Origin of the sequence: Vibrio sp. J502 (assembly GCF_025397955.1) — a bacterium.
Lineage (GTDB): Bacteria > Pseudomonadota > Gammaproteobacteria > Enterobacterales > Vibrionaceae > Vibrio > Vibrio anguillarum.
On record NZ_CP104554.1, the window covers coordinates 854,266 to 870,477 of the forward strand.

Annotated in this window: 14 protein-coding genes; 10 read left to right on the forward strand and 4 right to left on the reverse strand. The window is 41.2% G+C overall.

Features of this window, described 5'->3' with window-relative positions; genetic code table 11:
• Positions 1-469: 469 nt before the first annotated feature.
• From N5E84_RS04135 to N5E84_RS04150, 4 genes are all read left to right on the forward strand, one after another.
• A complete protein-coding gene (locus tag N5E84_RS04135; protein WP_013856548.1) occupies positions 470-1,240 on the forward strand; it encodes an ABC transporter ATP-binding protein in 771 nt (256 codons plus the stop codon).
• A gap of 126 nt (positions 1,241-1,366) precedes the next feature.
• Positions 1,367-2,143 (forward strand): ABC transporter substrate-binding protein, encoded by a 777-nt coding sequence (locus N5E84_RS04140; RefSeq protein WP_026028918.1) that lies wholly within the window; start codon positions 1,367-1,369, stop codon positions 2,141-2,143.
• 208 nt (positions 2,144-2,351) lie between these two features.
• Positions 2,352-3,092: an ABC transporter permease gene (locus tag N5E84_RS04145; protein ID WP_013856550.1), complete on the forward strand. Its 741-nt coding sequence runs from the start codon at positions 2,352-2,354 to the stop codon at positions 3,090-3,092.
• A 2-nt stretch (positions 3,093-3,094) separates the two neighbouring features.
• Positions 3,095-3,772 (forward strand): ABC transporter permease, encoded by a 678-nt coding sequence (locus tag N5E84_RS04150; RefSeq protein ID WP_019282050.1) that lies wholly within the window; start codon positions 3,095-3,097, stop codon positions 3,770-3,772.
• Between the two features lie 112 nt (positions 3,773-3,884).
• Here N5E84_RS04150 and xthA read toward each other — a convergent pair whose 3' ends face one another.
• The gene (gene xthA, locus N5E84_RS04155; protein ID WP_069212014.1) at positions 3,885-4,694 is read right to left on the reverse strand and encodes an exodeoxyribonuclease III; all 810 of its coding nucleotides are present in this window, start codon (positions 4,692-4,694) and stop codon (positions 3,885-3,887) included.
• Positions 4,695-5,405: 711 nt separating this feature from the next.
• Between xthA and N5E84_RS04160 the strand changes: the two genes are divergently transcribed.
• Genes N5E84_RS04160 through N5E84_RS04170 form a run of 3 tightly spaced genes read left to right on the forward strand, consistent with a single transcriptional unit; the run spans position 5,406 to position 9,079 of the window.
• The gene (locus tag N5E84_RS04160; RefSeq protein WP_019282049.1) at positions 5,406-6,596 is read left to right on the forward strand and encodes a DNA cytosine methyltransferase; all 1,191 of its coding nucleotides are present in this window, start codon (positions 5,406-5,408) and stop codon (positions 6,594-6,596) included.
• Positions 6,597-6,646: 50 nt separating this feature from the next.
• A complete protein-coding gene (locus N5E84_RS04165; RefSeq protein ID WP_043004325.1) occupies positions 6,647-8,614 on the forward strand; it encodes an ATP-binding protein in 1,968 nt (655 codons plus the stop codon).
• A gap of 57 nt (positions 8,615-8,671) precedes the next feature.
• Positions 8,672-9,079 (forward strand): hypothetical protein, encoded by a 408-nt coding sequence (locus N5E84_RS04170; RefSeq protein ID WP_069212013.1) that lies wholly within the window; start codon positions 8,672-8,674, stop codon positions 9,077-9,079.
• Positions 9,080-9,097: 18 nt separating this feature from the next.
• Here N5E84_RS04170 and N5E84_RS04175 read toward each other — a convergent pair whose 3' ends face one another.
• From N5E84_RS04175 to tnpA, 3 genes are read right to left on the reverse strand one after another with little or no spacing between them, the layout of a single operon-like run.
• The gene (locus tag N5E84_RS04175) at positions 9,098-10,630 is read right to left on the reverse strand and encodes an IS66-like element ISVa11 family transposase (RefSeq protein ID WP_069211897.1); all 1,533 of its coding nucleotides are present in this window, start codon (positions 10,628-10,630) and stop codon (positions 9,098-9,100) included.
• Between the two features lie 59 nt (positions 10,631-10,689).
• Positions 10,690-11,043 carry an IS66 family insertion sequence element accessory protein TnpB gene (tnpB, locus tag N5E84_RS04180; protein ID WP_019283195.1) on the reverse strand — a complete coding sequence of 118 codons (354 nt, stop codon included), beginning with the start codon at positions 11,041-11,043 and terminating at the stop codon, positions 10,690-10,692.
• Entirely contained in the window at positions 11,040-11,360 is a 321-nt protein-coding gene (tnpA, locus tag N5E84_RS04185; RefSeq protein ID WP_019283194.1) for an IS66 family insertion sequence element accessory protein TnpA, read from the reverse strand. The genes tnpB and tnpA overlap by 4 nt, the downstream gene beginning before the upstream one ends.
• A 67-nt stretch (positions 11,361-11,427) precedes the next feature.
• Between tnpA and N5E84_RS04190 the strand changes: the two genes are divergently transcribed.
• The 3 genes from N5E84_RS04190 to N5E84_RS04200 all read left to right on the forward strand — a co-directional run bounded on the left by N5E84_RS04190 (position 11,428) and on the right by N5E84_RS04200 (position 16,193).
• The gene (locus tag N5E84_RS04190) at positions 11,428-12,066 is read left to right on the forward strand and encodes an ATP-binding protein (RefSeq protein WP_095661304.1); all 639 of its coding nucleotides are present in this window, start codon (positions 11,428-11,430) and stop codon (positions 12,064-12,066) included.
• Positions 12,066-13,751, forward strand: coding sequence for a response regulator receiver domain (locus N5E84_RS04195; RefSeq protein WP_069211959.1), 1,686 nt, complete (start codon positions 12,066-12,068; stop codon positions 13,749-13,751). The genes N5E84_RS04190 and N5E84_RS04195 overlap by 1 nt, the downstream gene beginning before the upstream one ends.
• A gap of 324 nt (positions 13,752-14,075) precedes the next feature.
• Positions 14,076-16,193, forward strand: coding sequence for a methyl-accepting chemotaxis protein (locus tag N5E84_RS04200; RefSeq protein ID WP_069211960.1), 2,118 nt, complete (start codon positions 14,076-14,078; stop codon positions 16,191-16,193).
• Positions 16,194-16,212 lie beyond the last annotated feature (19 nt).

Here is a 16,212-nt window from a genome sequence, read left to right on the forward strand (position 1 = left end):
ACAACCTTATCTTTGCTCGCGAGTTTAGCTTGCTTATCCTTTAGGGTGATTGATCTTGATCACTTTAAGAATAAATGTGAAAGAAAACTACAGCAGCCTAATGAAAACGGGGGGTTGAGGCGTTACTTGCTTGAAATAAGTTTTCACATTGTGATGTTTGTAAAAGAGTTTCAATGATATTAATGACCTTAAATATCCTATGAATCTAGGTGTACTTTATACATGAATAGGTTGTCTATTTTTAAGTAAATGTTAATGAAATGAGTTAACTGTTAATTGCTTGATGTGCCATTTATATGCGCCATATGGAGAAGTATTGGCTAAAATGTGAATTTTTAATCAGATAAAATAACTAAATATCCTTATTTCCAGGTTAATAATTTGTTGCATGTTTTCGGTGTGAATGCTAGTTTGCATCAAAAATGGGAGTTGGAATACTCTGCAGTAGCAAATACAGGGAGTTAAGCGCATGACTGATGTACCGGCGCTGAATATTAAAGAGCTGCACAAAACCTTTGGTCAAAACGAAGTACTAAAAGGAATCTCACTAGAAGCTCGTAAGGGTGATGTGATCTCCATTATTGGTTCTTCTGGCTCGGGAAAAAGTACCTTTCTTAGATGCATCAATTTACTTGAAACACCAACCTCTGGTGATATTTGGGTCAATGGTGAACTCATTCAAATGAAAAAAAATCGGCAAGGTGAAGCTTCACCTGTGAGTGAAAAGCAGGTGCAACGAATTCGCTCACGCCTTGCTATGGTATTTCAGGGATTTAACCTTTGGTCGCACATGACGGTGTTAGAAAACGTTATTGAAGCACCAATTCATGTGTTAGGAGTACCGAAAGCACGAGCCATCGAGAGTGCTGAGGTGCTGCTAAAAAAAGTCGGCCTGTATGAACGTAAAGACTATTATCCTGGTCACCTTTCTGGTGGGCAACAACAACGTGCGGCGATTGCTAGAGCGTTGGCCGTGGAGCCAGAAGTCATGCTGTTTGATGAGCCCACTTCTGCACTTGATCCTGAATTGGTGGGTGAAGTGTTGGGTGTTATGAGAGACTTGGCAGAAGAAGGCCGTACTATGCTGGTAGTGACTCATGAAATGGCCTTTGCTCGCGATGTTTCAAACCATGTGATGTTCTTGCACCAAGGTTTAGTGGAAGAGCAAGGAGATCCAGCCATCCTGTTCACCCAGCCTAAATCTGAACGGTTAAAACAATTTATATCCTCTATTTATTAATGTGTTCATTATGTTGTGGTATTCGTCACGACATAAATATTAAGCAAAACCAACATAAACATTAAGCAAAACCAACATAAACATAGCATGATAAATAAGTAAGACCTCAATCACAGGAGTATGGAAATGAAAAAGTGGTTATTAGTTGCAGCCGTTGCTGCTAGTGCAATGACTGGTATGGCCCAAGCGAAAGAATGGAAGACGGTTCGTTTTGGTATAGAAGGGGCTTATCCTCCTTTTAGCTGGACAGAGGCTGATGGATCTCTCAAAGGCTTTGATGTTGATATGGCCAATGCGTTGTGCAAGGAGATGAAAGTGGAATGTAAAATCGTTCCACAAGACTGGGATGGCATTATCCCATCACTGCTTGCACGTAAATATGACGCGATTATTGCAGCCATGTCGATTACCGACGAGCGCAAGAAAAAAGTCGATTTCACTGGTAAGTACGCATTAATTCCCAATAAATTTATCGCCAAGAAGGGAGCCGCGTTGGATTTTTCTAAAGAAGGTCTAAAAGGGGTGAAAATTGGTGTACAACGTGCAACAACGCACGATAAGTATCTTACTGATAATTATGGCGATGCAGTTGAAATTGTCCGTTATGGTTCATTTGATGAGGCCTATCTTGACCTAGCCAATGGTCGTATTGCGGCAGTATTGGGTGATGCCTCTGCATTGGAAGAGGGTGTGCTTAACAAAGCGGGCGGCGAAGCGTATGAGTTCGTCGGCCCATCATTAACCGATCCGAAATGGTTTGGCGATGGTTTTGGTATTGCGGTTCGTAAACAAGACAAAGATCTCACTCAAAAACTTGATATGGCGATTAAATCTCTTCGTCAACAAGGGATTTACCAAGAAATTGCGACCAAATACTTTAATTACGATGTATACGGTGAATAAGCTGTAACATCATATCTTACCCATATAATTAGAAGGTGAGAGTGGGCCGAGCATATGAATATGTTTATCGATCACTCTGTAATTAGGACTGGTTAGCTCAGTTGACTCCACCTTCTCAATTATGATGGGAATCCATTGATTCTTAACGGCTGGATCCTAGTTCCAGAAGTACCCAGCCGTTAAATTCTCCAGGGACTAGGGATGAATTATGTTGGACCTACACGGATATGAAGCCTCAATTTTGAAGGGAGCGGTGCTGACCATTGAAGTTGCCGTGCTCTCTTTATTACTTGCCATGTTACTTGGCATGCTAGGTGCGCTAGCCAAGCTTGCACCTTACCGTTGGGCAAGAGCCATTGCCACTCTTTATACGACCATCATTCGCGGTATTCCAGACCTTGTGTTAATGATGCTTATTTTCTTTGGCGGTCAAATATTGTTGAATAATAGCCTTTATTCAATCAACGAATGGCTAAACAATTGGTTTATGGCAAGTGACCCGAGCCATGAATGGACCGCTTATCTCCCCGATTATATTGATGTTAGCCCTTTCATTGCTGGGATACTAACCATAGGTTTCATTTTCGGTGCCTATATGGCTGAAACCTTTCGTGGCGCTATTATGGCGGTTGATAAAGGAGAGATGGAAGCGGCGAAAGCGTATGGTATGAGTTCTACCTTAGCATTTAGACGCATTTTGCTTCCTCAAATGGTTCGTCATGCATTGCCAGGGTTTGGTAATAACTGGTTGGTATTGCTCAAAACGACGGCACTTGTTTCCATTATTGGATTAGAAGATATGGTCAGAGTCAGCTCACTCGCGGCGGGTTCGACAAAAATGCCATTCACCTTTTATATGGCTGTCTCAGTGATCTTCCTTTTCTTTACCAGTGTATCAACCGGTCTTCTCAAATTGGTTGAGCGCAAGTTTAGCATTCACACGAGGTAAATATGGATTTTTCCCTTATTGCTCAAAGCCTACCAATTTATTTTAGTGGGCTATGGACAACGGTTTGGCTGGTGGGGTTGTCGTTAATCATCGGTTTGAGCCTTGCCATCCCCTTAGCGATTGCTAGAAATAGCCACAACTATTTTATTCGTACTCCAGCATGGACTTATACCTACTTTTTTCGTGGTACACCGTTATTGGTCCAGCTTTATCTCATCTACTATGGAATGGATCAATTTTTCCCGGTGAAAGATACCTTGTGGGAAAACGCTTGGTTTTGCGCGTTGGTTGCTTTTGTTCTCAATACGTCCGCCTACACGGCTGAAATTATTCGCGGTGCGATCAATGGGTTGCCTAAAGGCGAAGTTGAAGCGGCGAAGGCATACGGAATGAGTACTTGGAAAACGTATCGACGAATTATTCTACCGAGTGCGTTAAGGCGCGCACTGCCCGCTTATAGTAATGAAGTTATCTTCATGCTCCACGGTTCTGCGGTTGCTGGTATTGTTACCATTATGGATTTAACGGGGGCTGCGCGTTTAGTGAACTCTCGTTATTATGCCCCATTCGAGTCATTTTTAACCGCAGGTTTGTTCTATATGGGCTTGACCTTCATTATTTTGTTCTGCTTCAAACAGGCTGAAAAACGCTTCTTGGCTTATTTGCGTCCATTGAGCTGAAGGGCTGCGAGTAGCAATTTGTTGTACCGAGTTTGTTTCTATAATCAAGGCATAGATTAAAATAAGAAGCGCGCTGAATGCGCGCTTCTTATTGGCACGTTACTTTCTGTTCCTACAAAGAAAAACTGGACCAAATTGGCGCGTGATCAGAAGGTTTTTCTATTCCTCGAAGTTCATAGTCGATGCCGGCCTCTTGGCATTTTTTTGCTAGGTTCGGGGTCGCTAAAATGACGTCGATTCGTAGCCCGCGGTTATCATCAAAGCCGCGTGAGCGATAATCAAACCACGAAAATTGATCATTTACATCCGGATTTAACTGACGGAATGTGTCAACAAAACCCCAGTCCATTAAAGTTTGTAACCATTCGCGCTCTTCAGGTTGGAAAGAGCATTTTCCCGTTTGCAACCAGCGTTTTCTATTGGCTTCACCAATCCCAATATCCAAGTCGATAGGGCTGATGTTAATGTCTCCCATCACAATTATTTGTTCGTCAGGGGAATGATGTGTCGTTAAGTAACCCATTAGATCTTTATAAAACTGACGCTTATAGGGGTATTTTGTTTCATGGGAAATATTCTCCCCTTGAGGAAAATAGCCGTTGAGTATGGTTGTTTTTTGGCCGTTGTCATCTTCAAAAGTGGCCATAATCATGCGTTTTTGATGATCTTCATTATCGCTAGGAAAGCCTTTCTGTACTGAAATGGGTTCCTTCTTACACAACATGGCGACGCCATAATGTGCTTTTTGACCATGAAAATAGACGTGGTAGCCCATGGCTTCAACATCCTCAAGAGGAAAAGCGTCATCGTGTACTTTGATTTCTTGAAGTCCAATGACATCAGGTTGATGCTTATCAATAATCGCTTGCAGTTGATGAAGGCGAGCTCTCAAACCGTTGATGTTAAAACTGATGACTTTCATATAATTCTGAACCTCTTGGTATGTCTGGTAATTTGTTATGATTTCTAGGTTTTGATTCTTTTTAATATGCGGAATTACTCGTTATTTAACGCTCTAATCTGACCGCTATCGCCACTTTGTCGCCATTTTTAGGCGCTATATTTTCATATCTGCAATAGGATTTAAGCGTATTACTTCTGACGGATGATTTGGAGAAAAGTGAGCATAAATCATCGTTAGTTCAATCTTCGAATGTCCTAGTGCTTGTTTCAAGTCAAGAATATTACCATCTTTACACATGAAATCGGTGGTGAATGTGTATCCAACTACTCTTTATGGTTTCAAATAAGCAAAGTCTTTGTTCCTCTCTCAGGAAAGTGAGCTCAGATTCTGACTTAGTCATTGGATTCACACCGTTAACTGGATTAGGTGATCCCGATTCATTCAAAGCAATCAGCTTGTTGACGATGGATTCGAGCAAGCGAAATCGTGATTGTTTGAACTTATAGCCATTTGTTGTTTTCATGCCCACGATCTATACCAGCTCTATTTGCACGGTAATGTGCCGAATGCGCACACAGTATAAATCGGGTGTGAAGCGCTAAACAGTGTACTTTGTTCTCAAAACAAATATTGGAAATCGTCTGATTTATCGCCTGATGAGCTTCGGAAAATAGCTTTTTTTGGATAACTGAGTAGAATGTTTCCTCTTCTGATTCACGGGTATTTTGAATGACAGTTAAGACCATCAAAGCAATAGATTTATTCGCCGGTGCGGGCGGCTTCACTTGTGCAGCACATAGTGCTGGAGTGGATGTTATTGCTGCTATTGAGTTCGATCAAGCTGCATCAGATACTTACCGCAAAAACTTCATTGAACGTGAAAGACGTGAAATTCTTTTAAGAGCTGGTCCTGTTGATGGTGATATCAACAACGTTGACCCCAAAAAGCTAAGAAAAGAGCTAAAACTAAGACCTAGAGAGCTAGATTTAATTCTTGGCGGTCCGCCATGTCAGGGTTTTTCTACGCACCGTATAAAAAATGCTGGAGTTAACGACCCAAGAAACCAACTTCTATTGCGCTATTTTGAATTCGTCAATGAATTTAAGCCGAAAGCGTTCTTAGTGGAAAACGTGGCTGGTTTATTGTGGAAACGCCATAAAGACTTTTTAGATAAGTTTATCGCTCTTGCTGAAGGGGAGCATTACATCATCAAATTCAAAGAAGTATTGAATGCTAAAGACCATGGTGTTCCGCAGAACAGGAAACGTGTTTTCATCTTAGGTGTAAGAGAAGATATAGATAAAAAGTATGACTTTCCTTTCCCTCCAGAACCGACACATTTTTCTCCGAGTTCTAAGTTCTCTCCTAAATGGGTGCCAGCATCAAGTGTATTTGAAAAGGTACCAGAGGAACTCTATGAAGAATATTGGATCAAATATTTTAGAGATAAGTCCAAGTGGACTTATGATGAAACAATGCAAACTTTGGCTTCTCTGCCATATGGTTCACCTTTTAAAAATAATGATCCGTGTGATGTAAACATGAGGCCTACGCCGAAAATGAAGCGCAGGTTCATGGCTACTCCATTAAATGGCAGCCGAGAAGATGCTGGTGATGAACATCGGTTGAAATGTCATTCAGGTGATTATAAAGGTCACAAAGATGTTTACGGCCGCATAATGATTCATCTGCCAAGTAATACTATTACCACAGGTTGTAACAATCCGTCCAAAGGGCGCTTTGTCCATCCTTGGTTACATCATGGTATGACATTACGCCACGCAGCTAGATTGCAAACTTTTCCAGATTCCTTTGACTTCGTAGGAAGCACGACTGATATGGCAAGACAGATCGGGAATGCAGTACCACCATTACTCGGTAAAGTACTGATAAGTGATATATGCAGTAGATTGAAATAACTAAAGTGCCTACAATGTTAGGCACTTTTTTTAATCAGGAACTAAGCTGCATGGCTCAAATGAATGTTAGTGCCAGAGCTGTTGACATGCTAGGTCGGCAGCAGATAGCGGGTATTCCAACTGCTATACACGAGCTGTTTAAAAATGCACACGATGCATATGCTAGAAATGCAGAAATTGATTACTACCAGAATCAAAACTTAGTTGTTTTACGCGATGATGGTATTGGGATGACGGAAGAAGACTTCATTAGTAAATGGCTTACTATTGGAACTTCAAGCAAATACGGCGTCAACAGAAAATCTGAATACATTCCTGAAGGAATGGCCGAGCGAAAGCTAATGGGTGAGAAAGGCATTGGTCGTCTTGCTATTGCATCAATTGGGCGTCAGGTAGTCGTTTTAACTCGCGCTGAACGTCGTGATGGGTTACATGATATGGTTGTAGGACTTATACACTGGAGCCAGTTTGAAATTCCAGATATAAGTATTTCAGATATTACCATTCCAACACGTACTTTCCCCTTGGGTATACTTCCAACTGCTTCAGATCTTAAAAGTATGGCTAGTGAGCTGATATCCAACTTGCAAAAATTGGGGAATAGAATCCCAAAAGAGTATTTCGAGTTAATTTCAAAAGATTCTGAGTTGTTAAGTTTTTCTCCGGAAATGCTATTTAAAAATTTGCAGGTACAAACTGAGAGTAATTGGCAAAAATCATGTTGCGAATCGGAAGGATTCAGTTCGCAACATGATGAAAGTCCGGTTCTTGATGGATTTGGGAAAGGAACGCATTTCATCATCATGCCATGTGATGAAACACTTGCTCTAGATGTTAAACCAAATGATAAGTCTACTACTGAACTGCAAAAGATATTGGTGGGATTTTCTAACTCTTTGTCAGACAATCAAGAAGCTGTCCTCACAACAAAATTCCGTTTGCACCAAGGTAATGCTGACCCACAGGAATTGATTGAAGCTGGTTTTTTCAATAAGTTAGATGCAGCGAATGGTGATCATTTTGTTGAAGGTGAGTTTGATGAGTTTGGTCAATTTAAAGGTTTTGTAACTGTTTATCGCGGAGAACCACAGCAACATATTATTAACTGGAATGAAAGCTTTGGGCATAAAACTCGTTGTGGTCCATTTAAAATTCAATTTACTTATTTACAAGGTGATAATAGTGAATCATTAGTTTCACCTGAAACATATGTAGAAATTAAAAATAAATTACATATGTATGGTGGTTTGTATCTCTATAAAGATGGGATTCGAGTATTACCTTATGGTAAGCAAGAGTTTGATTTTTTGAGGTTTGAAGAAAAGCGTACAAAGAATGCAGGCTCAGCATTTTTCTCTCACCGGTTAATGTTTGGTGCTATCAGTATTGAACATGATGTAAACACAGAACTTGAGGAAAAGGCTGGACGAGAAGGTTTACGAGAGAATACTGCATATCGAGAATTTAAGGGTATTCTCGAACATTTCTTTGAACAATTGGCTGCGGATTTTTTTAGAGAAAACTCATCTAATGACAGATTCAGTGAGATAAAGAATAAGTTTAAACAGGAAGCTCTAGTTGAAAAAGAACTTCTGAAAAAGCGGAAGAAGAATGTTGGTCCAAAAAAAGAGCGATTACAGGCAGAGCTCGGAAATTTCTTCTCTGATCTAGAAAGTGGTTATTATATAAATGAAGCAAATAAGATCGCGCAGTTTGTGGAATCAGAACTGAATAAAACAGATGATAACTGGAGTGATAAAGAAAAACATAAATTTATAACTGAAGTTAGAAGTTATGTATATTCTAAATGGAAAGAATTAGACAAGAAGATCAAGATAATTCGACCAAATATTGGTTTGAATAAGTCGATCAAGCGAGATTGGGAATCCTATTTGAAGAATAGAGAGAAGATTACTAACGAAGTTATCATTCCAAATAAACAATCTATTGAAATTTTAATATCTGGCTATATAGAGCATAACGGCATTTCATTCTCTCTCCGAGACCGTGTTACCTAGTTATTAGAGGAAGAGAAAAAAACTCTGTCTAGAAACATTTCAACCTATAGAAATGAGTTGAAGGAAAATGTTGTCGAAATTGACTCGGCGATTAAGGTTAAAGCTAGAGTCAAGTCTAACGAGTATACTAATGCATTATCTGAAGTGATGTTAGAAATTAACTCAACTGCAATTGATACGATGTCAAGTGAAGAATCAATGGCTCTTATAGCTAATTGGGAAAATAGATTAGACGAAATAAATTCTCAAACAGATGCGTATTTTACAAAAATGCGCGATACGATTGAGCTGGTAATCAATGATTTAAATGATGATTCATCTAGTTCAGTTGATATCCTCAGTGCATTAGAGAATGAAAATGAACAATATAAAGAGTCTTTAAATCAATACTTTGAATTTGCGCAGTTGGGTATGTCGTTGGGTATTATTCAGCACGAGTTTAGTAGTACCGTATCCGCCCCATGATCCCACGGGGCGATATTGTTAGTGTTGGAAGTTCCAAGGCAGGAGTGCATCGATATCAGGCTCAGATTTCGCTAGCTCTTTCATGCACTTAACCATGTAGTCGTAAAGGATAAGGCCGTTGGCTTTCGCTGTCTCGACGATACTGTAAAGCATCGCGCTCGCTTCAGCTCCATTGGGATTGGTCGAGAAGAGCCAGTTCTTTCTGCCTATAACCAGCGGTTTTATTGCGCGTTCAGCACGATTATTGTCTATCGATAAGTGACCGTCATCGATATAGCGGCTCAGCTTCGGCCACTGACCGAGCGTGTATTTTATCGCTTTACCCAGCGGGCTAGACTCAAGCACTTTCTGAGTTGTCATCCATTCATAAAGCTCATCCAGTATCGGCTTAGCATGCTCTTGGCGCTCTGCTTTCCGTTTTTCGGCACAGGCACCTTTTAAGCGTGATTCTATTCCATAGAGTTTCTGGATTTTAGCCAATGCACTATCCGCTTTGCCTGACTTGCCTTTGCCTTGCAGCTTTTTCGCCTCCATGAACTTGCGCCGAGCATGCGCCAAGCAACCGACATTGGTGACGAGATGAAGCCCATCATAAACACCATAGCCATCGGTTTGTAGATAACCACTGTAATCCCCCAAGAAGGCAACAGGGCACGCCCTAGCTCGACTGTTTTGATAGTCGTACAAGACGATATTTCTCACATTAGGGAGGGCGGCTTCAGGCGAGTCTGCGCCCGAGCAGTAAAGCCACATATAACACTGTTTATCTTCTTTGAGGACATTGAGCGGCGTTTCATCCGCCTGAATCACCACTTGCTCAAGTAGGTGCGTTTTTAAGGCCGCGTAAAGTGGAGCGAACTTCTCACTGACTTGGATAATCCACCTTGCCATGGTGGTTCGTGAGAGTTCGATACCCGACTGGGTAAACAGGGATTCTTGGCGGTAAAGTGGCATCGCGTATTGATATTTGCCGAGGATGATATTGGCCAACAAGCTTTCTGTGGCGAAGCTCTTCGGGATAATGCTTTGCGGCGCTGGCTTTTGAACGACGTGGTTTTTGTCTTCTGTTTGCTCGCATTGGCGGCAAGCATATTTAGGACGAACATATTCCAACACTTTTAGTACCGCTGGCGTGAACTCAAGTTTCTCGCTACGGTCTTCACCGATTTTATGCAGGTTATGTTGACAGCAAGTGCACTGCTTTTCATCGTCGTTTAAATCGAGTTCGATAACTTCACGAGGCAAGGTCTTTGGCAGTGGTTTGCGTTTACCACGTTTCTTCTTTGTGATGGTCGTTGTGACAACTTCAACCTCTTCTTCCTTAGCGGCCTCACACTCCGCTTCGTTGAAGAGATCACCTTGAGATTCATCGTAAGGCTTTAACGCCTCCGAGCGTTTAGCGAACTGACGGTCGAAGGCAAGTTTGAGCTGTTCAAGCAGCGATTGACGCTCTTGTTTCAATTGGGTTTCTGACGCCAACAGCGCTTTCACCATCGCTTGTAGCTCGGCAACATCTTGGCTTTCTGAGTTGATATTTGGCGTCTTTTTCATGGCATTGATTATACTAAAATCATGCCGTTAATGCTTGGTGGATATGGCTATATTATCGCTTAAGTCATTGTAAAATCGTTTATTCTAACGGGTTTATGGCCGATAATCGTGAAGCCAGAAAGCAGTCTGTCAAGCTCGAATTGAGTTAGGGTAAACACCTCATTTTGCTCTTTTGATGGCCACTTGTACTTGGCTTTTTCAAGGCGCTTGTACCAAAGAGCAAAGCCTGTTTTATCCCAGTACAGCACTTTGATTTTGTCGCGCTGTTTGTTGGTGAACAGGAACAGTGCGCCGCTGCCCAAGGGCAAGTCGGTGTCATTTTCGATAATCGCAGCGAGGCCGTTGATGGACTTTCTAAAATCGACGCTTTCGCGATAGAGATAGATTTCGGGAGCACTGAGCATACGTTTCATGACAGCGCACCGATAAGCTCTGCGAGATAGGTCGCTGGCGTGCCTTGTGGGATGCTCAGTTCAACATCATTGACGAGCAGCGTCATATTGGCAACGACAACGTGAGTGGCTTGATACTTTGTGGTCTTTTCAACGACTTCTGCTTTAACAAAGCCAACCGTGTTCGGTTTTTCGATGTGCTTTAACTGTTGGCGCTTAGCGTAAAAAGTGGAGAGGCTCAGTCCGTTACGTTCACAGAATAATCGTTGTGATAGTTGGCTGGATTCATAGTGTTCGAACAGGGTTCGCCATTCTTGGTTAGTGCGTCGTTTGGCCATTTCAAATCTCCTTTGGGTTGGAGGTTTGATCTTATTATTCGGGCTAGGTGATTAGAATGCGGGGTTTATGACGCGCTTACGTAGTACCGCCAGAAATGTGAGGGAATCTATTCGTTCATTGAAACCTTGGGCTGATAAAAATGAGAAGTTGGGCGGGTTGTATAATAACATTAGCCATAGTTTTGCACATTTAGATGGCTATCTAAAAATGTTTACACCACTTAACCGCCGTTTGTACCGCAGTAAAGTTGAACTTTCTGGAAAGGAAATAGAGAGTTATCTTCGTGATATATTCGATGAACGTTTAACTAGACACCATATTCGTTTGGAGGCATCACCTCAATTTTTAACGCGAACTACAGAAGTTTTCCCATCTTCATTTTTGCCCGTATTTATAAATGTCGTAGATAACGCCATTTATTGGCTAAACACCCAGAGAGAAACTGAGAATCCAACGAAGAATATTAAACTGGATGTGGACGGTGAATTGCTAACAATAAGCAATAATGGTCCCTCTATCGCTATTCAAGATGAAGAGAGAATTTTCGAATTTACATTTTCTCGAAAAATGGAAGGTAGGGGTATGGGGCTGTATATAAGCAAACAGTCTCTGAACAGCGAAGGATTTGATATTCAACTAATTAGTGGGGGTGCTAGTGCTTCTCCATGTTTTGCTATCGGCAAGCAGATTTCGGAGGAAGCATAATGTCCGCATTTCAAGAACATTGTAATGAAATAGTTAGAGAGTATGTCGAATCTGTCATCATAATAGATGATGGGGCAAATTTAGGACAGGGTTCAGATAAATTAGAAGGCGTTGATTCTATTGTTGAACCAGAACCAGAAAGAAATGCATTCTTAAAACCAGAGCCAAAGTTTGAACAAAAGATAATAAAAAATCCAGAAAAGAAAAATAGTCATCCACTGAATACATTAGAATTGACGAGTGCTTTTTATAATCTGGGTATAATGGCTGGTATTCATCAACCACAAATCATTGATGAAACACCAGATAAATTTGCAAAGAAGACTGTTGTAGCATCAATGTCGGCAGATATTATCATTTTGGACTGGATGCTTAAAAAACATGATGATCGATATAGTCAAGAAGTGGTCAAAGAGGTTTTGTCTAAAGATGCAATTTCTGGTGGGAGATTAAGAGCCATTGTAATCTATACAGGTGAGCCTAAACTAAATGATTTAAGGAATAAGCTTTGGACATTTTTGAATAATACCACTCTCAAAAAAGACAAAGACTTTACTATTTATTCCGATAGTTTAAATATCGCTTTTTACAATAAATCTGAAACCACTGCTGGTGAGAGGATTATTTCAGAACAAGAGCTGCCACATGCAGCTTTAATTGAATTTTCTACTTTAGTTGATGGTTTAGTGCCAACGTTCGCTGTTAAGTCTGCTTCTGAAATTAAGAGAAATATAGGCAGGTTGACATCTAAATTCTCAAAGACTATCGATGCTGCATACTTGTCACACCGCTCCTTACTCCCTTCGCCAGAAGATGCTGAACTATTTATGTTAGAAATTTTTGTTAGCCATCTCAGAAGTTTGTTAGCTATCTCTAAGCCGGACAAAACATGTTTAGGCTTTGAGGCGATAAAGAAATGGGTTGACTCATCAGAAGCGATGATCTGCAGAGAAATAAATGCTTGTGGTGTGAAGTTCTGTATGACTAAAGATGGTGTTTTAGAAATACTTGAGAATGGATTAAATAGTGATAGAGAAGATTATGGCTTAAAAAAGGTACTATTTTCTTTGATAGATAGCAGTAATGATAAAGGTCAAACATTATCGAAAAATAAAGTTAGTAGTTTGGTTTCTAAAGAAAAGTTACATGAGCTTTTCGCAATCTATTCAAAAGAAGGAGAGTTACTCGATTCTTTGAAAGAGCTTTCAGTCTTGTCTTTATTTAAAAGAACTCGAACAGACATAACTAAAAACTTTCCTTATTTAACTCAAGGAAGCGTAGTTTATTGTATCGGAAGTGAAACGTATTATTTATGTGTTACACCTAAGTGCGATACAGTAAGGCTGACTGGAAAACATAATTTTTCTTTCACCCCTTTAGAAGAGGCTGATACTAAATTTGATCTGATTATCCGAAACCTAAATCTAGACAGTTATAAAACTTTACGTACACAGAGTAAATTTTACAACTTGAAGCATATAGAATTTTCTCCTTCAGAAGATGGGCGAGTTCAGTGTACCGAAGATAATGGGCGATTAGTTTTTGTTTCTGAACAAAATATGAAATATCAATGGATCGGAGATTTAGAAGAACTACAAGCTCAAAACCGCGTTACTGAATTAGTTGGAAATTTAAGCCGCAATGGTGTTGACGAAATGGAATGGCTAAGGAAGCAGTACCAGTAGCCAAAAAGTATCCACCGGCATAGCCAATGGGTTTTCATTGTCATCCCTAAACCACCGCCTTGGGCGGTGGTGATTGAACTTTGGGGCTATTGCCTGAAGAAGTGCCCATGTTAGAAGTAAACCTCTTATTCACCACAAGTAAGAGGAAACAAAAAACATGGGCGACTACAGAAGTCCATCACATGTCCATTGGCGTTGTAAATACAAGAATATTTTTATTAACATTTATGTAAACTTACGATTGATCTCTCAAGTCAATATGCTCTAATTAAAACGGTCACCGTTTTGTCTGAAAACCCTATTAGCGCAGCATAAGGATGTAGTATGCGAACACTTTCGGTTCAATGGAAAATAACCCTTTTAGCCGGCCTTTGCCTGTTAATTACGTCATTGTCTCTCATTGGTTTTTCTGTTTATAACGCAGTGAATAACCAACAAGCAATAAAACAACAAAGTTCAGATTCTGTGATCAATAAATCGCAGCAGTTATTAGAAACTCGGGCGCGGCTCAATGCCACCGAAGTATCTGAATATCTCAGTGAAGCTATGTATCGGGCTCAAATGCTTGCTGATACGGCCTTGTTTTTCAAATCAAATACCGAAGAAAATTTTGGTGAAAGCGAAGCGTTAAGGACATCTTTAGATGAAATGGTTCGCAAGACGGTAGTCAATTATCCCAATGTTCAGGGGGCTTATCTCGTCTTTAAGCCAAATTTGCTCGATAGCGAGGATGACAACTACCAGAATGCTGACTATGTAGGCTCAAATGAAATAGGTCGATTCGCTGCATACTGGATAACGTCCTCCAATGGTGAAAATGTGGTGGCAAATGTATTAAGCGAAGTGGCATTGAAGGATGAAGGAAACAGTGAGCGTTTCGCCTGCCCGTTAACAACCGCTAGTGCATGTATCTCATCGCCTAAAATCGTGATTCAAGATAATGAAACGTTTCTTACTTCTTCTCTCTCTCTGCCCATTTTGATTGATGGCGTTGCGATTGGCTTTTTTGGCATCGATTTAAAACTTAGCCCACTGGTAGCGATTGCACTGAGTTCAGATCAAAGTCTATTTGGTGGTAGTGGTAAGGTCTTTATTGTCAGCTTAAATAACACGCTTATTGCGACTGATGAGCGTGAATTAACCTTAGGCGCGCCACTGGCTGATTCAGTCTTGACTACAAAGGAGATCGCCAATCTTCTAGCCGAGGGTAAAGTCCATTCTCAATGGAATTCAGATCGGCAGTGGTTGTCTGTCTTTGCTCCTATTCAGGTGGCGAACCAGACTTGGGGCGTGGTTTTTGAAATGCCGACATCGAGTGTGCTAGCTGATGCCAATCAACTGGATCAGATCATTACTCAACAGGTAGAGAATGGCGTTAGAGCGGAGCTATTAGTCGGCGCATTGCTAGTCTTTTTAGGGCTCGCAATCATTGCGCTAGCTGCCACCCAAATTGTGAAACCTATTCGAGCGGTCGTGGAGCGGTTACGAGATATTGCTTCTGGTGAAGGGGATTTAACTCAGCGGCTTGTCATCAGTAGTCATGATGAAATCGGTGATTTGGCACGCGGCTTTAACCAGTTTTTAGACAAATTACAGGCTATCATTCAGCAGATCGTAGAAAGTGCGAACCAAGTAGCTCAAACGACTGAACAGGCACGGCAGTCTGCTGTACAAACGCGTAGCCGTAGTGAGTCTCAATTTAAAGAGATGGATATGGTGGCGACTGCCTCTGAAGAAATGACACAAACAGCAAGTCTCGTTGTGCAAAATGCCGAGGCTGCGGTGCAAGCCGCTTCGCAAGCTAATCACTCCGCACTGACTGGGCAGGATGTCATCCGTGCCTCTGAAGCTGAGATGCATAAGCTGGTGGTGCGAATGAGTGATGCGGTGCCTGTTGTTGAAGAGTTGGCTCAAAATAATATCAATATTACCGAAATCCTAACGGTCATTGAGGGAATTTCACAGCAAACCAATTTGCTCGCATTAAATGCGGCTATAGAAGCGGCTCGGGCCGGAGATCAAGGGCGAGGGTTTGCTGTTGTCGCCGATGAGGTACGTAATTTGGCCCAGCGGACTCAGAACTCTGTGGGTGAAATACGCAAAGTGATAGAAAAAGTCCAACAAGGTACTGAGGGCGTAGTTGAGGTGATCCAGCAAGGAAACGCGTTAGCAAATGGAACTGCGATGCAAGTTCAAAAGGCCGTTGCTGAATTAGAAATAGTGTTTGAATCCATCTCAGCAATTAACGATATGAATAGCCAGATTGTGAAAGCGGCCCAAGAACAGCAAGCCGTCTCTGGTGAAGTCAACCTCAACCTATCCAATATTCGTGATCTTAGCGCGCAGATATTGACACTGGTCGGTGAATCAGAATCGGTTGGTGCTCAGATAAGTCAACTCTCGGCCAAGCAACAACAGTTGGTTGGACAATTTAAAGTCTAACGGCTGAAAGAGTAAGAAG